Genomic DNA, 15,340 nt, shown 5'->3' on the forward strand with positions numbered 1-15,340 from the left:
GTGCATAGTCAGACCGCGACCACGATGATGGCGCCGATTACCAGGACGGCACCGGCCGCCATGGAAGCTGCATACCAGCGCAATTGGCCGGTCTCGCTGCGGCTCAGGGCGGTGTGACCGGCCTTGGCGGCACGCGGGATCAAACCGATGGTCTGGTCGAGCGGGTCTTTGCGCAGTACGTGGCTGATCGCAAGGTACGGCTTGACGAACAGTTTGTCGTAGATCCAGTCGAAGCCCCAGGCAGCGAACCACCAGGCCGAAAGGAAGCGGCCAATGCCACTGTTGGCGATGGCGGTGACGAAGCGGCGCTTGCCGAGGAACAGCAGGGCCGCCAGCAGGATACCCGCGATGGCGATGGCGCCCGAGGCGATTTCCAGGCTGTGCTTGGCTGCACCACCGGCATGGCCGGCGCTTTCCGGCAAAACACCGGCCAGTGGCGGGGTGATCATGGCGCCGACGAAGGTCGACAGGATGATCAGCACCGACAGTGGCAGCCAGTGGGAAATGCCATGGCCTGCGTGGGCTTCAGTCTTGGCTTCACCGTGGAACGTGATGAAGATCAGGCGGAAGGTGTACAGCGAGGTCATGAACGCACCTACCAGGCCGGCGTACAGCAGGCCGTGGTTACCGCTGGCAAAGGCTTCCCAGAGGATTTCGTCTTTCGAGTAGAAACCTGCGGTCACCAGTGGCAGGGCCGACAAGGCCGCGCCGCCGACGATGAAGCTGGCGTAGGCCAACGGCAGTTTCTTCCACAGGCCGCCCATCTTGAAGATGTTCTGCTCGTGGTGGCAGGCAACGATCACCGCACCGGAAGCAAGGAACAGCAGGGCCTTGAAGAAGGCGTGGGTCATCAGGTGGAAGATCGCGCCGTCCCAGGCGCCAACGCCCAGGGCCAGGAACATGTAGCCGATCTGGCTCATGGTCGAGTAGGCGAGGATACGCTTGATGTCGGTCTGAACCAGGGCAGCAAAACCTGCCAGTACCAGGGTCACGCCACCCACCAGGCCCACCAGGTGCAGAATCTCCGGCGCCAGGGTGAACAGGCCGTGGGTACGGGCAATCAGGTAGACACCGGCGGTTACCATGGTCGCGGCGTGGATCAGTGCCGAAACCGGGGTAGGACCGGCCATCGCATCCGCCAGCCAGGTTTGCAGCGGCAGTTGCGCGGATTTACCGACCGCGCCACCCAGCAGCATCAGGGTCGCCAGGGTGATCCAGAAGTCGCCGACCTGGAATTTCTGCGGTGCCAGCACCAGCAGTTCCTGGATGTTCAGCGTGCCCACCTGTTGGAACAGGATGAACAGGCCGATGGCCATGAACACGTCACCGATCCGGGTCACGATAAAGGCTTTGAGTGCGGCGTTACCGTTGTTGCGGTTGCTGTAGTAGAAACCGATCAACAGGTACGAGCACAGGCCCACGCCTTCCCAGCCGAAGTACAGGAACAACAGGTTATCGCCCAGCACCAGGAACAGCATGCTCGCGATAAACAGGTTGGTGTAGGCGAAGAAGCGCGAGTAACCGGCTTCACCGCGCATGTACCAGGACGCGAACAGGTGGATCAGGAAGCCCACACCCACCACCACGCCGAGCATGGTGATCGACAGGCCGTCGACGTAGAGGGCGAAGTTGGGCTTGAAGCCCTCCACCGACATCCACTGCCACAACACCAGGGTGTAGTGACCGCCTTCAGGCGGTGCGACGTTGAATTGCCAGATGACGTAGGCGGCGACAATTGCCGACAGGCCGATGGAACCCACGCCGACCAGGGCCGAGAGGTTTTCCGACCAGCGTCCACGGGAGAACGACAGCAGCAGGAAACCGATCAGGGGAAATACGAAAGTCAGAAAGATCATGTTCATCCGCGCATCTCACTGGCAGCGTCGATATCAAGCGTGTGGAAGCGACGATACAGTTGCAGCAGGATCGCCAGGCCAATACTGGCCTCGGCGGCTGCCAGGCTGATCACCAGGATGAACATCACTTGTCCATCCGGCTGGCCCCAACGGCTACCGGCCACGATGAACGCGAGTGCCGCGGCGTTCATCATGATTTCCAGGCTCATCAACACGAACAGAATGTTGCGGCGAACCATCAGGCCGACCAGGCCAAGGCAGAACAGGATGCCGGCGACCGCCAGACCATGCTCCAAAGGGATAGCAGGCATCGTCATTGCTCCTTGGCTTCGTTGCGGCCCAAGTGGAAGGCGGTGATGGCTGCAGCGAGCAGCAGCATCGAAGCCAGTTCGACCACCAGCAGGTACGGGCCGAACAGGCTGATGCCCACGGCTTTCGCGTCTACGGTGGTGTGGCCGATGGCCTGGCCGCTCTGGTGAGCGAACAGCACATACAGCAGTTCACCCAGCAGCAGGGCTGCCAGGATCACCGGGCCGAGCCAGATGCCGGGCTTGAGCCAGACGCGTTCCTGGGCGACAGACGCCGGCCCCAGGTTGAGCATCATCACCACAAACACGAACAGCACCATGATGGCGCCGGCGTAGGCGATCACTTCCAGTACACCGGCGAACGGTGCGCCGAGGCTGAAGAAGGTCATGGCCACGGCGATCAGCGAAATGATCAGGTAGAGCAGGGCGTGCACGGGGTTAGTGTTGGTGATCACGCGAAGCGTGGACACCACTGCAATACCCGATGCGAAATAGAAAGCGAATTCCATCTTTCTTCCTTAAGGCAGCAAGCTCTTCACGTTGATCGGCTCGGCTTCGTTTTGTGCGGCGCCTTTCGGCTTACCGGCAACGGCCATACCTGCAACACGATAGAAGTTGTAATCAGGGTTTTTACCGGGACCAGAGATCAGCAGATCTTCTTTCTCGTACACCAGGTCCTGACGTTTGAACTCGGCCATCTCGAAATCCGGTGTCAGCTGGATCGCGGTGGTCGGGCAAGCTTCCTCGCAGAGGCCGCAGAAAATGCAGCGCGAGAAGTTGATGCGGAAGAAGTCCGGGTACCAGCGACCGTCTTCGGTTTCAGCTTTCTGCAGCGAGATGCAACCCACCGGGCACGCCACGGCGCACAGGTTGCAGGCCACGCAGCGCTCTTCGCCGTCGGGGTCGCGGGTCAGGACAATGCGGCCGCGATAACGCGGCGGCAGGTACACCGCTTCTTCCGGGTATTGCAGGGTGTCGCGTTTGCGAAAGCCGTGACCGAACACCATCACCAGGCTTCGCAACTGGGTACCGGTACCCTTAACGATGTCGCCAATATATTTGAACATGGGTCAAATCCTCACTGAACCGCGCCCGCTGGCGTGTTCAACAACACAACGGCAGCAGTCACCAGCAAATTGATCAGGGTCAGCGGCAGGCAGAATCGCCAGCTGAAATCCATCACCTGGTCATACCGTGGACGCGGGATGGAAGCGCGCAGCAGGATGAACAGCATGATGAAGAACGCGGTCTTCAGGAAGAACCAGAAGAACGCCAGCTGCGGCAGGATGCCGAACGGACCGTGCCAGCCGCCGAAGAACAGCGTGACCAGCAGGGCCGAGATCAAGATGATGCCGATGTATTCACCAACGAAGAACATGCCCCATTTCATGCCGGCGTATTCAATGTGGTAACCGTCGGCCAGTTCCTGTTCCGCTTCCGGCTGGTCGAACGGGTGACGGTGAGTCACGGCGACGCCAGCGATGAAGAACGTACAGAAGCCGAAGAACTGCGGAATGATGAACCACAGGTTCTGCGCCTGGTACTCGACGATGTCGCGCATGTTGAACGAGCCCACCTGCACCACGATGCCCATCAGCGCGAGGCCCATGAACACTTCGTAGGACACGGTCTGGGCCGAAGCCCGCAAGCTGCCCAGCAGGGCGAACTTGTTGTTGCTCGACCAACCGGCGAACAGCACCGCGTAGACCGACAGGCCGGCCATGGCGAAGAAGAACAGCAAGCCGATGTTCAGGTCCGCCACGCCCCAGGTCGGGGTGATCGGGATGATTGCGAAGGCAATCAGCAAGGCGCTCATGGCCACGACCGGTGCCAGGGTGAAGATCACCTTGTCGGCAAACGGCGGGGTCCAGTCTTCCTTGAAGAACATTTTCAGCATGTCGGCGGCGATCTGGAACATACCAAACGGGCCAACGCGGTTCGGACCGTAACGGTCCTGCCACCAGCCCAGCAGGCGACGTTCGACGAAGCTGAGCAGGGCGCCCGCCACGACCACGGCCAACAGGATCACGATGGCCTTGACCACCGCGATGATCACGTCGATCACTTCAGGGGTGAACCAGGTCATTGAGCTGCCTCCTGCAGACCGTCAACGGTAAGGCCGAAGATCGCCGGAGGAATCCCCGCGAGGCCTTTTGGCAATGCAACCAGGCCAGCACCCAACTCTTCGTCGATGCGCAGCGGCAGACGCAGGGTCTTGCCGGCGACGTTCACGCTGAGCAGGGCACCGTCGTTGACGCCCAGGCGGTCGGCTTCGGACTTGGCTACGGACACGTAGGCGGCTGGAATGCGCTCTTGTACCGGCGCGGCTTTGGAAGAAGTCTCTTCGCTGCCGAACAAGTGGAAGAACGGCACAACCTGCCAGGTACCCTGGGCCGGGTTGAACGGACGCGGAACGCTGGCGAACCAGTTCAGCGAGTCACCGGTGCTTTCGATCAGGCGGGTGCCCGGGTCGCCGGCACGGATGTGGCCACCGACTTCGTCCTGGAACTTGTTCCAGGCCTGCGGCGAGTTCCAGCCCGGCGACCAGGCGAAAGGCACCTGCTGACGTGGCTCGACCGAACCCGAGTAACCTTCCATGGAGAAGGCAAACGCGGTGTCGTTGTCTTGCGGTGTACGTGGCTCATGCACGCTGATGTCAGCCCGCATGGCGGTACGGCCGGAGTAGCGCAACGGTTCACGGGCGAGTTTCATGCCCTTGATGCGGAACGCGGCGGACGGTGCAGCGTCGACGATGCGCGCCAGTTGCGGTGCGGCTGCGGCTGTGGCGGCAGTCACGTGGTCGAGCTGGGTCCAGTCGATCGGCTGGTTCAGCAGGGTGGCGCGCAGGGCATGCAGCCAGCGCCAGCCTTCGTGAACCAGGATGCTGGCGTCCATGTACTTCGGATCGAATACCTGGAAGAAGCGCTGGGCGCGGCCTTCCTGGCTGACCAGGGTACCGTCGCCTTCAGCAAAGCTGGCGGCGGGCAGTACCAGGTGGGCACGGTCGCTGGTGGCGGTTTTCTGGTGGTCGGCAACGATCACCACTTTGGCCGCGTTCAGCGCTGCGTCGACCTTGGCCGAATCAGTGCGGGTGTACAGGTCGTTTTCCAGCACCACGATCGCGTCGGCACTGCCGTCGGTCACGGCTTGCAGAGCGGCGTCGAGGGACTCGCCACCGAGCATGGCCAGGCCAAGGCTGTTGGCTTCCGGCACGATCAGGCTGATGGAACCGTTCTTCTCGCGCAGCTTCAAGGCTTTGGCAATGTTGGCAGCGGCTTCGATCAGCGCCTTGGAACCCAGCGAGGTGCCGGCGATGATCAATGGACGCTTGGCGGCCAGCAGGGCGTCGGCGATGCGCTTGGCCAGTTCAGCGGCTTCAGCGTCCAGGCCTTCTACGGCAGGCGCACTGGCGTCGAGGGCGTGGGCCACGGCGAAACCGATGCGGGCCAGGTCGTCAGGCGCGGCGTGTACGCATTCTTCTGCGATGTCGTCGAGCTTGGTGGCGGTCAGGCTGGCGATAAACAGCGGGTTCAGCGCGTGCTGGCCGATGTTTTTCACCGCAGCGTCGAGCCATGGCTGGACGCGCATGGCGTCGGCCATGTCTTCGGCCTTGCCTTTTACCGACTGGCGCAGGGACAGGGCCACGCGTGCAGCGGTTTGGGTCAGGTCTTCACCGAGGACGAAGATCGCGTCGTGGTCTTCGATGTCGCGCATGTTCGGAACCGGCAGCGGGCTGTCGTTCAGAACTTGCAGCACCAGGCGGATACGCTCCAGCTCACCGGCTTCGATACCCGAGTAGAAGTGTTCGGCGCCTACCAGCTCGCGCAACGCGTAGTTGCTTTCGAGGCTGGCGCGGGGTGAACCGATACCGACGATGTTGCGACCGCGCAGCAGGTCAGCGGCTTTATCCAGTGCTTCGTCGAGGCTCAGCTTGGCACCGTCGGCCAGCAGTGGCTGACGCGGGCGGTCTTCGCGGTTGACGTAGCCGTAGCCGAAACGGCCACGGTCGCACAGGAAGTACTGGTTGACCGAACCGTTGAAGCGGTTTTCGATCCGACGCAGTTCGCCGTAGCGTTCGCCCGGGGAGATGTTGCAACCGCTGGAGCAGCCATGGCAGATGCTCGGCGAGAACTGCATGTCCCACTTGCGGTTGTAGCGCTCGGAGTGAGTCTTGTCGGTGAACACACCGGTCGGGCAGACCTCGGTGAGGTTGCCGGAGAATTCACTTTCGAGGGTGCCGTCTTCAACGCGACCGAAGTACACGTTGTCGTGGGCGCCGAACACACCGAGGTCGGTGCCGCCGGCGTAGTCCTTATAGAAGCGCACGCAGCGGTAGCAAGCGATGCAGCGGTTCATCTCGTGGGAGATGAACGGGCCCAGTTGCTGGTTCTGGTGAGTACGCTTGGTGAAGCGATACCGGCGCTCGTTGTGGCCGGTCATCACGGTCATGTCTTGCAGGTGGCAGTGGCCGCCTTCCTCACACACAGGGCAGTCGTGCGGGTGGTTGGTCATCAGCCATTCGACGACGCTGGCGCGAAACACTTTCGCTTCTTCGTCTTCGATGGAGATCCAGCTGCCGTCGGTGGCAGGGGTCATGCAGGACATCACGATACGACCACGGGTGTCGTTCTCGTCGGTGTACTGCTTGACCGCGCACTGGCGGCAAGCGCCAACGCTGCCAAGGGCGGGGTGCCAGCAGAAATATGGAATGTCGAGGCCTAGCGACAGACACGCCTGTAACAGGTTGTCTGCCCCATCGACTTCGAGCTCTTTGCCGTCTACGTGGATAGTGGCCATGGTTCAAAGTTCTTCGTTGGCCCGGTGTCAGCGGGCGTGGCTAATGGAATCTTGTTATTCATGTGCATCAACACAGCCTTGAAGGCGTCAGCACATGAGAAGGCGAAGGGCACGGACCCTTCGCCTTGTTAAGCGTTACGCGCCGACTACAATCGGCCTCGCCAGAGGCGGGACGGCGGCGCTGGTAGGCGCGATGCCGGCTTCGAACTCCGAGCGGAAGTATTTGATCGCGCTGCCCAATGGCTCCACGGCGCCCGGTGCGTGAGCACAGAAGGTCTTGCCTGGGCCGAGGAAACCGACCAGACCCAGCAGGGTCTCGATGTCGCCCTCACGGCCTTCGCCGTTTTCCAGGGCCATCAGCAGCTTGACGCTCCACGGCAAACCGTCGCGGCACGGGGTGCAGAAGCCACAGGATTCACGGGAGAAGAACTGCTCCATGTTGCGCAGCAACGACACCATGTTCACGGTGTTGTCCACGGCCATGGCCAGGCCGGTACCCATACGGGTGCCCACCTTGCCGATGCCGCCGGCGTACATTTGAGCGTCCAGGTGTTCTGGCAACAGGAAGCCGGTACCGGCGCCGCCTGGCTGCCAGGCCTTGAGGGTGTAGCCATCGCGCATGCCGCCGGCGTAGTCCTCGAACAGCTCGCGTGCGGTCACGCCGAAAGGCAGTTCCCACAGGCCCGGGTTCTTGACCTTGCCGGAGAAGCCCATGAGCTTGGTGCCCATGTCTTCGCTGCCTTCGCGGGCCAACGATTTGTACCACTCCACGCCGTCGCCGATGATTGCCGGCACGTTGCACAGGGTTTCAACGTTGTTCACGCAGGTCGGCTTGCCCCACACGCCCACGGCGGCAGGGAAGGGCGGCTTGGAACGCGGGTTGGCGCGGCGGCCTTCGAGGGAGTTGATCAGTGCGGTTTCTTCACCGCAGATATAACGCCCGGCGCCGGTGTGCACGAACAGTTCGAAGTCGAAACCCGAACCAAGGATGTTCTTGCCCAGCAGGCCAGCGGCCTTGGCTTCTTCCACGGCACGGTTCAGGTGCTTGGCGGCGGTGGTGTATTCGCCACGCAGGAAGATGTAGCCACGGTAGGTTTTCAGCGCGCGGGCACTGATCAGCATGCCTTCGATCAGCAGATGGGGCAGTTGCTCCATCAGCATGCGGTCTTTCCAGGTGTTCGGCTCCATTTCATCCGCGTTGCACAGCAGGTAGCGGATGTTGATGGATTCGTCTTTCGGCATCAGGCCCCACTTGACACCGGTGGGGAAGCCTGCACCGCCGCGGCCCTTAAGGCCTGCGTCTTTCACGGTCTGGACGATGTCGTCCTGGGCCATGTCGGCAAAGGCTTTGCGCGCGGCCGCGTAACCGTTCTTGGCCTGGTACTCGTCAAGCCAAACAGGCTCGCCGTCGTCACGCAGGCGCCAGGTCAGCGGGTGAGTCTCGGCCGACCGCTTGATGCGGTTGGCAGGACCGAAGGAAGTCAGGGTCATGGGTAGCCCTCGAGCAATTGGGTGACGCCAGCAGGCTGCACGTCGCCGAATGTGTCGTCGTCGATCATCAACGCCGGCGCCTTGTCACAGTTGCCCAGGCAGCACACCGGCAGCAGCGTGAAGCGCCCGTCCGGAGTGGTTTGGCCCAGGCCGATGCCCAGCTTGCTCTGGATCTCGCTGACCACGGACTCGTGGCCACCGATGTAGCAGACCATGCTGTCGCACACGCGAATGATGTGGCGGCCGACCGGCTGGCGGAAGATCTGGCTGTAGAACGTCGCCACGCCTTCAACGTCGCTGGCGGGGATGCCGAGGATCTCGCCGATGGCGTAGAGGGCGCCGTCCGGCACCCAGCCACGTTCCTTCTGGACGATCTTCAAGGCTTCGATCGACGCCGCGCGCGGGTCTTCGTAGTGATGCAGCTCGTGCTCGATGGCCGAGCGCTCGGTTTCACTCAAGGTGAAACGGTCTGTCTGGATAAGCGTGCTATTCATGCTTAGCGGTCCACGTCGGCCATAACGAAATCGATACTACCCAGGTACGCAATCAAGTCCGCGACCATTTCACCTTTGATCACCGAAGGGATCTGCTGCAGGTGCGGGAAGCTTGGCGTACGAATCCGGGTGCGGTAGCTCATGGTGCCGCCATCGCTCGTCAGGTAATAACTGTTGATACCCTTGGTCGCTTCGATCATCTGGAAGGATTCGTTGGCCGGCATTACCGGGCCCCACGAAACCTGCAGGAAGTGCGTGATCAGGGTTTCGATGTGTTGCAGCGTGCGCTCTTTCGGCGGCGGCGTGGTCAGCGGGTGATCCGCCTTGTACGGGCCTTCCGGCATGTTGCGCATGCACTGTTCGATGATCTTCAGGCTCTGGCGCATTTCTTCGACGCGCACGATGCAGCGGTCGTAGGCATCGCCGTTGGCCGCCAGCGGGACTTCGAATTCGAAGTTCTGGTAGCCGGAGTACGGGCGTGCTTTACGCAGGTCGAAATCGCAACCGGTGGAACGCAGGCCAGCACCGGTGACGCCCCATTCCAGGGCCTCTTTGGTGTTGTACTGGGCGACGCCGATGGTCCGGCCCTTGAGGATGCTGTTGTCCAGGGCGGCTTTCTGGTATTCGTCCAGACGCTTGGGCATCCAGTCGATGAATTCCTTGACCAGGCGTTCCCAGCCACGTGGCAGGTCGTGGGCGACGCCGCCGATGCGGTACCAGGCCGGGTGCAGGCGGAAACCGGTGATGGCTTCGATGACCTTGTACGCACGCTGACGGTCGGTGAAGGTGAAGAACACCGGGGTCATGGCGCCGACGTCCTGGATATAGGTACCCAGGAACAGCAGGTGGCTGGTGATCCGGAAGAACTCGGCCATCATGATGCGGATGGTGTCGACCTTGTCCGGCACCTTGATGCCGGCCAGCTTCTCGACCGAGAGCACGTACGGCAGGTTGTTCATCACGCCGCCGAGGTAGTCGATACGGTCGGTGTACGGGATGAAGCTGTGCCACGACTGACGCTCGGCCATCTTCTCGGCACCACGGTGGTGGTAGCCGATGTCCGGTACGCAGTCGACGATTTCTTCGCCGTCCAGTTGCAGGATGATGCGGAAGGCACCGTGAGCAGAAGGGTGGTTCGGGCCCAGGTTGAGGAACATGTAGTCCTCGTTGGTGCCGGAGCGCTTCATGCCCCAGTCTTCCGGACGGAAGCGCGCAGCCTCTTCTTCAAGCTGTTGCTTGGCGAGGGTCAGGCTGAATGGATCGAATTCGGTGGCGCGGGCAGGGAAGTCCTTGCGCAGCGGGTGACCTTCCCAGGTCGGCGGCATCATGATGCGCGACAGGTGCGGGTGGCCCGGGAAATCGATGCCGAACATGTCCCACACTTCACGCTCGTACCAGTTGGCGTTGGGCCAGATACCGGTCACGGTCGGAACGCTCAGGTCGCTCTCGGAGAGGGCCACCTTGATCATCACGTCGCTGTTACGTTCAAGCGACATCAAGTGGTAGAACACGGTGAAGTCGGCGCCGCTCGGCAGCCCCTGGCGCTTGGTGCGCAGGCGCTCGTCCACGCCATGCAGGTCATAGAGCATGACGTACGGCTTGGGCAGGTTGCGCAGGAAGCTCAGGACTTCGACGAGCCTGGCACGCGCCACCCACAGCACCGGCATGCCGGTGCGTGTGGCCTGGGCGGTGAAGGCGTCAGGGCCAAAACGGTTGTTGAGTTCGACGACCACATCCTGGTCGTCTGCCTTATAAGGCGGGATGTACAGAGCACTGCCTGTAGTCATGGTTTTTTATCGCTTTCGGTCAACGTAAAGAATGAAGCCAGGTTTTCGTTCTATAAAAGAAGCGGTTCTGGATCAGACTTCGTCGGGGCTGCGCAGGTTGGTTACCTGAATACGCTGTTCGCGGCGCTGTTCCTTTTGTGACGGCATCTCGGCGCGGTATACGCCTTGATCTCCGACAACCCAGGAAAGTGGGCGACGCTCCTTGCCAATCGATTCCTGCAACAGCATCAAGCCTTGCAGAAATGCTTCAGGGCGGGGCGGGCAGCCAGGCACGTAGACGTCCACGGGCAGGAACTTGTCCACCCCCTGAACCACGGAGTAGATGTCGTACATGCCACCGGAGTTGGCGCACGAACCCATGGAGATAACCCACTTTGGCTCGAGCATTTGCTCGTAGAGACGCTGAATGATCGGCGCCATCTTGATAAAGCAGGTACCGGCGATAACCATGAAATCCGCCTGACGCGGCGATGCCCGGATAACTTCGGCGCCAAAGCGCGCGATGTCGTGGGGCGCCGTGAAGGCGGTGGTCATTTCCACGTAGCAGCAGGACAGACCGAAGTTGTACGGCCACAGGGAGTTCTTACGTCCCCAGTTGACCGCGCCACTCAGCACGTCTTCCAGCTTGCCCATGTAGATGTTTTTGTGGACTTGGTCTTCTAACGGGTCGGAAACGGTTTCCCGTTCGCCGATTGGGTACTGCTCGTTAGGAGCATCCGGGTCGATCCTGGTGAGATTGTATTGCATCGCCAAAGCCTCATTGTTTCAGCTTCGCTTGCCGCTTGCGACGAGCTTCCGGAGCCCAGTCAAGGGCGCCCACTCGAAATAGGTAGACAAGGCCTGCCAACAGAATTGCTATGAAAACGAGGGCTTCGACGAATCCGGTCCAGCCGCTTTCGCGGACGGACACAGACCAGGCAAAGAGAAAAAGGGCTTCGATGTCGAAGATCACGAAGAGCATCGCGACCAGATAGAATTTGGCTGAGAGCCGCAAGCGGGCGCCACCTGTAGGTAGCATGCCGGACTCGAACGGTTCGTTTTTGCTGCGGCCCCAGGCTTTTGACCCGAGGAGGCTGGAGACGCCAAGCATGAAGGCGCAAAGGCCGACTACACCGAGGAGGAAAATGGCAAAGCCCCAGTTGTGGGCCATGAGTCCTGTCGCTTCGGTCATGCTGGAAATCCTTAACAGAGAGCAAAGGTCTCTGAGCTCGAAAAAGTAACGATGCAGTGACGATATGTCGCAGCGCAATCAATCGCGGTGATTTTATGGCTAAACACCGGGCAAGTAAAATTCCTATAGCGAAATTATTCGATGGAATAAGCACATAGTGCACCTTCTTGGGGCTGTAGCCCTTGTGCTGCGGGCATTAGCGGGCTTTTCACGAATTGTGTTTTGTTTAACCGGTAAAGAAGTTTTCATGCTCTAAATGATAATGAATATTGTTTGCGTGGGGTTTAAGCGAATGTTTCTCGTGTGGCGGGGGAAGTTGCCGTTACTTGCTAGATTGTCGCTTAGTTGCTGACGGAGATCTTTTAACCGATCTGGTTGATGCAGATACCGCTCTAGATCAATGTTTTGCACAAATTTTCAGAATGCACACATTCCCCTTGTGGGAGCGGGCTTGCTCGCGAATGCAGTGGGTCAGCTAATGAATCTGTTGACTGATACACCGCATTCGCGAGCAAGCCCGCTCCCACATTTTGATCTGTGTTGTGTCAGGCAGGGTTTCATCAGTGCAAAAAAAACGCCCCGAACCAGTCGGGGCGTGATTGCTGTGCGGCACTGCGGTTAGGTCTTCCGTGGGGCCGCAGTGGCCGTGTACTCAGTACTTAGTGGAACTGCTCTTCTTCGGTCGAACCGGTCAGCGCAGTCACGGACGAGGTGCCGCCCTGGATCACGGTGGTCATGTCGTCGAAGTAACCGGTGCCCACTTCCTGCTGGTGCGCCACAAAGGTGTAACCCTTGGCAGCATCAGCGAACTCTTGTTCCTGCAGCTTCACGTAGGCAGTCATGTCGTTGCGGGCGTAGTCGTGCGCCAGGTTGAACATGCTGTGCCACATGTTGTGAATGCCGGCCAGGGTGATGAATTGATGCTTGTAGCCCATGGCAGACAGTTCACGCTGGAACTTGGCGATGGTCGCGTCGTCCAGGTTCTTCTTCCAGTTGAAGGAAGGCGAGCAGTTGTAGGACAGCAGTTGATCCGGGTATTCCTTCTTGATGGCTTCGGCAAAGCGGCGAGCTTCGTCCAGGTCCGGCTTGGCAGTTTCGCACCAGATCAGGTCGGCGTACGGCGCGTAGGCCAGGCCGCGAGCGATCGCCTGGTCGAGGCCGGCGCGCACTTTGTAGAAGCCTTCCTGGGTACGTTCGCCAGTCACGAACGGCTGGTCGTACGGGTCGCAATCCGAGGTCAGCAGGTCAGCCGCGTTGGCATCGGTACGGGCCAGGATGATGGTCGGAGTGCCAGCAACGTCAGCAGCCAGACGAGCAGCCGTCAGCTTTTGAACCGCTTCCTGAGTTGGAACCAGTACCTTGCCGCCCATGTGGCCGCATTTCTTCACCGAAGCCAGCTGGTCTTCGAAGTGAACGCCGGCAGCGCCTGCCTCGATCATGCTCTTCATCAGCTCGTAGGCGTTCAGTACGCCACCGAAACCGGCTTCAGCGTCTGCAACGATCGGTGCGAAGTAGTCGATGTAGCCTTCATCGCCCGGGCCTTTACCGGCTTTCCACTGGATCTGGTCGGCACGGCGGAACGAGTTGTTGATGCGCTTGACCACGGTTGGCACGGAGTCCACCGGGTACAGCGATTGGTCGGGGTACATGGATTCAGCGGAGTTGTTGTCCGCTGCCACTTGCCAGCCAGACAGGTAGATCGCCTGGATACCGGCTTTGACCTGTTGAACCGCTTGGCCGCCAGTCAGGGCGCCCATGCAGTTGACGAAATCTTTTTCGGGACGGAAGGACGGCTTGGCACCCTGGGTGACCAGCTTCCACAGCTTCTCGGCGCCGAGTTTTGCAAAGGTGTGCTCAGGTTGAACCGAGCCACGCAGGCGGACGACGTCAGCAGCGGAATAAGCGCGGGTCACGCCTTTCCAGCGTGGGTTTTCAGCCCAGTCTTTTTCAAGGGCTGCAATTTGCTGTTCGCGTGTCAGTGCCATGGGGAAAAACCTCGTCGCATAGGTCTAGGTGGAAAATTCCATTTGCCAGCCACGTAATCAGTGCGTGGTTATGGCTGCTCGCTGACCAGAAGCTTAGGCGGTCAAGTCAGGCTTGGCGGGGAAGGCGACGGGATGAACGAGTGGCTCAAGGGGGAGTTGAGCAGGTAAGGGCGAACTGCGAACAGTCTTCGGGCGTCGTGGGCCTTTGTACGATCCATCAGTGTGTTGCCGGGTTACCTGGTTAGCTTCCGTCCCTCGGGACAACTTCGTTCCAGTCGCAACCTCGTCAAACACACCTTGTGGGCGGTACAGACACGAATCGGCTCAGGTGGGTGGCTTTGAGCGACGATCCGAAGGCCCTTGCCAGGGCCCCTGATTAGCGGGAGCGAGGCCATCATGCCCATGCTTTTTTGGATCGTCAAATGTTTTGTAGTGCTTTTTTTAAAGCACTACATCTTTAGTCTAATACGACTCGCCAGTCAGTTTTTGGTGCTTCAGTTCAGCGTGTCGACTTTGACCCGCAATGTCAGGTCATCGCGCCCTTGAGTAGAGTAGCTACGGGTTGTAGTACTTTTGTCGGCCTGGGTCTGACGGTTGATCCCGGCCAGGGTGATCCACTCGCCCAGGCGTCCGCTGACAGTTGTGTCGGTACTTTGCACGTTCACTACATCGGGACGTTCCTGGCTCATGCGGTCACGATTGGTACTGATGCTCAGGTGAACGGTCTCGCCGGTGACGCTGGCCGTCACGTAGAAACCCTGGGTTACGTTGCGATACTGGGTCTGGTTCTGCGGGCGGCCGTAGGCATCGGGCTGGGTGGTGGTGAGGGGCACGCTCTGGCCGACCTGGATCAGCGCAGGCACGCCTTCGCTGGCCTGGATCTGCTGGATCCCGCCGTCACGGCTTTCGGTGCTGTAGGTGATGACCTGTGTTTGATTGTTGCCGTTGCTCTGCTGGTTGTTTTCGTTGGTGTCGACGGTGATCAACAGGCGTTTGGAAGGCGTATCCAGTTGCGCGAGCAGGGCGCGCAGGCCCTGGATCTTGTCGGGCTCGGCATTCACGATCAGTTGGTTGCCGTAGGCGCTGACGGTGCCGTCCTTGCCGATAAAGTTCTGCGCCACCGGCAGCAGGTCGGCGCTGGTGCGGTTGCTCAGGGGCACGACTTCGGTGGCGGCCATCACCGAGAAACTGGTGGCCAGGAGCAACAGGGTGAGCAGGGTGCGTAGGGACATGTCCGTTATCTCTGCGAGTCATTTAGGCTAGATATTGCCAGTTTGTCGGCCTGGCGGGGTGCAAGTTGAATCCTGGACGGCAAAAGGCCCTGGCATCGGGGGATGGCAGGGCCTTTTGAGGTGTTGCTGATGGCGCCTTCGCGAGCAAGCCCGCTCCCACATTTGACCTCATTCCAAAGGATGTACTGGATCGAATGTGGGAGCTGGCTTGCCTGCGAA

General features: G+C 60.4%; 13 protein-coding genes. All 13 read right to left on the reverse strand.

Translation table 11 applies throughout. The features are described 5' to 3' along the window. Nucleotides 1-8: 8 nt before the first annotated feature. Nucleotides 9-1,862 (reverse strand): NADH-quinone oxidoreductase subunit L, encoded by a 1,854-nt coding sequence (gene nuoL / locus HX814_RS23785; RefSeq protein ID WP_003219559.1) that lies wholly within the window; start codon nucleotides 1,860-1,862, stop codon nucleotides 9-11. Beyond that, the gene (gene nuoK, locus HX814_RS23790) at nucleotides 1,859-2,167 is read right to left on the reverse strand and encodes an NADH-quinone oxidoreductase subunit NuoK (RefSeq protein ID WP_003219560.1); all 309 of its coding nucleotides are present in this window, start codon (nucleotides 2,165-2,167) and stop codon (nucleotides 1,859-1,861) included. The genes nuoL and nuoK overlap by 4 nt, the downstream gene beginning before the upstream one ends. A gap of 2 nt (nucleotides 2,168-2,169) precedes the next feature. After that, nucleotides 2,170-2,673: an NADH-quinone oxidoreductase subunit J gene (gene nuoJ / locus HX814_RS23795; protein WP_003219561.1), complete on the reverse strand. Its 504-nt coding sequence runs from the start codon at nucleotides 2,671-2,673 to the stop codon at nucleotides 2,170-2,172. Nucleotides 2,674-2,682: 9 nt separating this feature from the next. Further along, nucleotides 2,683-3,231 carry an NADH-quinone oxidoreductase subunit NuoI gene (nuoI, locus tag HX814_RS23800; RefSeq protein ID WP_003174725.1) on the reverse strand — a complete coding sequence of 183 codons (549 nt, stop codon included), beginning with the start codon at nucleotides 3,229-3,231 and terminating at the stop codon, nucleotides 2,683-2,685. A gap of 11 nt (nucleotides 3,232-3,242) precedes the next feature. Continuing rightward, nucleotides 3,243-4,250 (reverse strand): NADH-quinone oxidoreductase subunit NuoH, encoded by a 1,008-nt coding sequence (gene nuoH, locus HX814_RS23805; RefSeq protein WP_003219563.1) that lies wholly within the window; start codon nucleotides 4,248-4,250, stop codon nucleotides 3,243-3,245. Then, nucleotides 4,247-6,961, reverse strand: a complete 2,715-nt coding sequence (gene nuoG, locus HX814_RS23810) for an NADH-quinone oxidoreductase subunit NuoG (RefSeq protein ID WP_177009162.1) — start codon at nucleotides 6,959-6,961, stop codon at nucleotides 4,247-4,249. Before nuoG ends, nuoH begins: the two co-directional genes overlap by 4 nt. A gap of 135 nt (nucleotides 6,962-7,096) precedes the next feature. Beyond that, on the reverse strand, nucleotides 7,097-8,452 hold the full coding sequence (gene nuoF / locus HX814_RS23815) for an NADH-quinone oxidoreductase subunit NuoF (RefSeq protein WP_003219566.1): 1,356 nt from the start codon (nucleotides 8,450-8,452) through the stop codon (nucleotides 7,097-7,099). Next, on the reverse strand, nucleotides 8,449-8,946 hold the full coding sequence (gene nuoE, locus HX814_RS23820) for an NADH-quinone oxidoreductase subunit NuoE (RefSeq protein ID WP_003219568.1): 498 nt from the start codon (nucleotides 8,944-8,946) through the stop codon (nucleotides 8,449-8,451). Before nuoE ends, nuoF begins: the two co-directional genes overlap by 4 nt. Nucleotides 8,947-8,948: 2 nt before the next feature. Further along, nucleotides 8,949-10,733: an NADH-quinone oxidoreductase subunit C/D gene (gene nuoC, locus HX814_RS23825; protein WP_003219570.1), complete on the reverse strand. Its 1,785-nt coding sequence runs from the start codon at nucleotides 10,731-10,733 to the stop codon at nucleotides 8,949-8,951. A gap of 72 nt (nucleotides 10,734-10,805) precedes the next feature. Further along, nucleotides 10,806-11,480 (reverse strand): NADH-quinone oxidoreductase subunit B family protein, encoded by a 675-nt coding sequence (locus HX814_RS23830; protein ID WP_003219572.1) that lies wholly within the window; start codon nucleotides 11,478-11,480, stop codon nucleotides 10,806-10,808. A 10-nt stretch (nucleotides 11,481-11,490) separates the two neighbouring features. Next, entirely contained in the window at nucleotides 11,491-11,904 is a 414-nt protein-coding gene (locus HX814_RS23835) for an NADH-quinone oxidoreductase subunit A (protein WP_003219575.1), read from the reverse strand. A 659-nt stretch (nucleotides 11,905-12,563) separates the two neighbouring features. Continuing rightward, nucleotides 12,564-13,889 carry an isocitrate lyase gene (aceA, locus tag HX814_RS23840; RefSeq protein ID WP_003219577.1) on the reverse strand — a complete coding sequence of 442 codons (1,326 nt, stop codon included), beginning with the start codon at nucleotides 13,887-13,889 and terminating at the stop codon, nucleotides 12,564-12,566. Between the two features lie 494 nt (nucleotides 13,890-14,383). After that, nucleotides 14,384-15,121 (reverse strand): secretin N-terminal domain-containing protein, encoded by a 738-nt coding sequence (locus HX814_RS23845; RefSeq protein WP_003219578.1) that lies wholly within the window; start codon nucleotides 15,119-15,121, stop codon nucleotides 14,384-14,386. Nucleotides 15,122-15,340 lie beyond the last annotated feature (219 nt).

Origin of the sequence: Pseudomonas sp. C8002 (assembly GCF_013385765.1) — a bacterium.
Lineage (GTDB): Bacteria > Pseudomonadota > Gammaproteobacteria > Pseudomonadales > Pseudomonadaceae > Aquipseudomonas.

Excerpts from the sequence above, each read along its gene's own strand:
- nuoH (WP_003219563.1), bottom strand. The coding sequence starts at position 4,250 with ATGACCTGGTTCACCCCTGAAGTGATCGACGTGATCATCGCGGTGGTC.
- HX814_RS23845 (WP_003219578.1), bottom strand. The coding sequence starts at position 15,121 with ATGTCCCTACGCACCCTGCTCACCCTGTTGCTCCTGGCCACCAGTTTC.
- nuoF (WP_003219566.1), bottom strand. The coding sequence starts at position 8,452 with ATGACCCTGACTTCCTTCGGTCCTGCCAACCGCATCAAGCGGTCGGCC.
- nuoI (WP_003174725.1), bottom strand. The coding sequence starts at position 3,231 with ATGTTCAAATATATTGGCGACATCGTTAAGGGTACCGGTACCCAGTTG.
- nuoG (WP_177009162.1), bottom strand. The coding sequence starts at position 6,961 with ATGGCCACTATCCACGTAGACGGCAAAGAGCTCGAAGTCGATGGGGCA.
- nuoC (WP_003219570.1), bottom strand. The coding sequence starts at position 10,733 with ATGACTACAGGCAGTGCTCTGTACATCCCGCCTTATAAGGCAGACGAC.
- nuoE (WP_003219568.1), bottom strand. The coding sequence starts at position 8,946 with ATGAATAGCACGCTTATCCAGACAGACCGTTTCACCTTGAGTGAAACC.
- nuoL (WP_003219559.1), bottom strand. The coding sequence starts at position 1,862 with ATGAACATGATCTTTCTGACTTTCGTATTTCCCCTGATCGGTTTCCTG.
- nuoJ (WP_003219561.1), bottom strand. The coding sequence starts at position 2,673 with ATGGAATTCGCTTTCTATTTCGCATCGGGTATTGCAGTGGTGTCCACG.
- HX814_RS23830 (WP_003219572.1), bottom strand. The coding sequence starts at position 11,480 with ATGCAATACAATCTCACCAGGATCGACCCGGATGCTCCTAACGAGCAG.
- aceA (WP_003219577.1), bottom strand. The coding sequence starts at position 13,889 with ATGGCACTGACACGCGAACAGCAAATTGCAGCCCTTGAAAAAGACTGG.
- nuoK (WP_003219560.1), bottom strand. The coding sequence starts at position 2,167 with ATGCCTGCTATCCCTTTGGAGCATGGTCTGGCGGTCGCCGGCATCCTG.
- HX814_RS23835 (WP_003219575.1), bottom strand. The coding sequence starts at position 11,904 with ATGACCGAAGCGACAGGACTCATGGCCCACAACTGGGGCTTTGCCATT.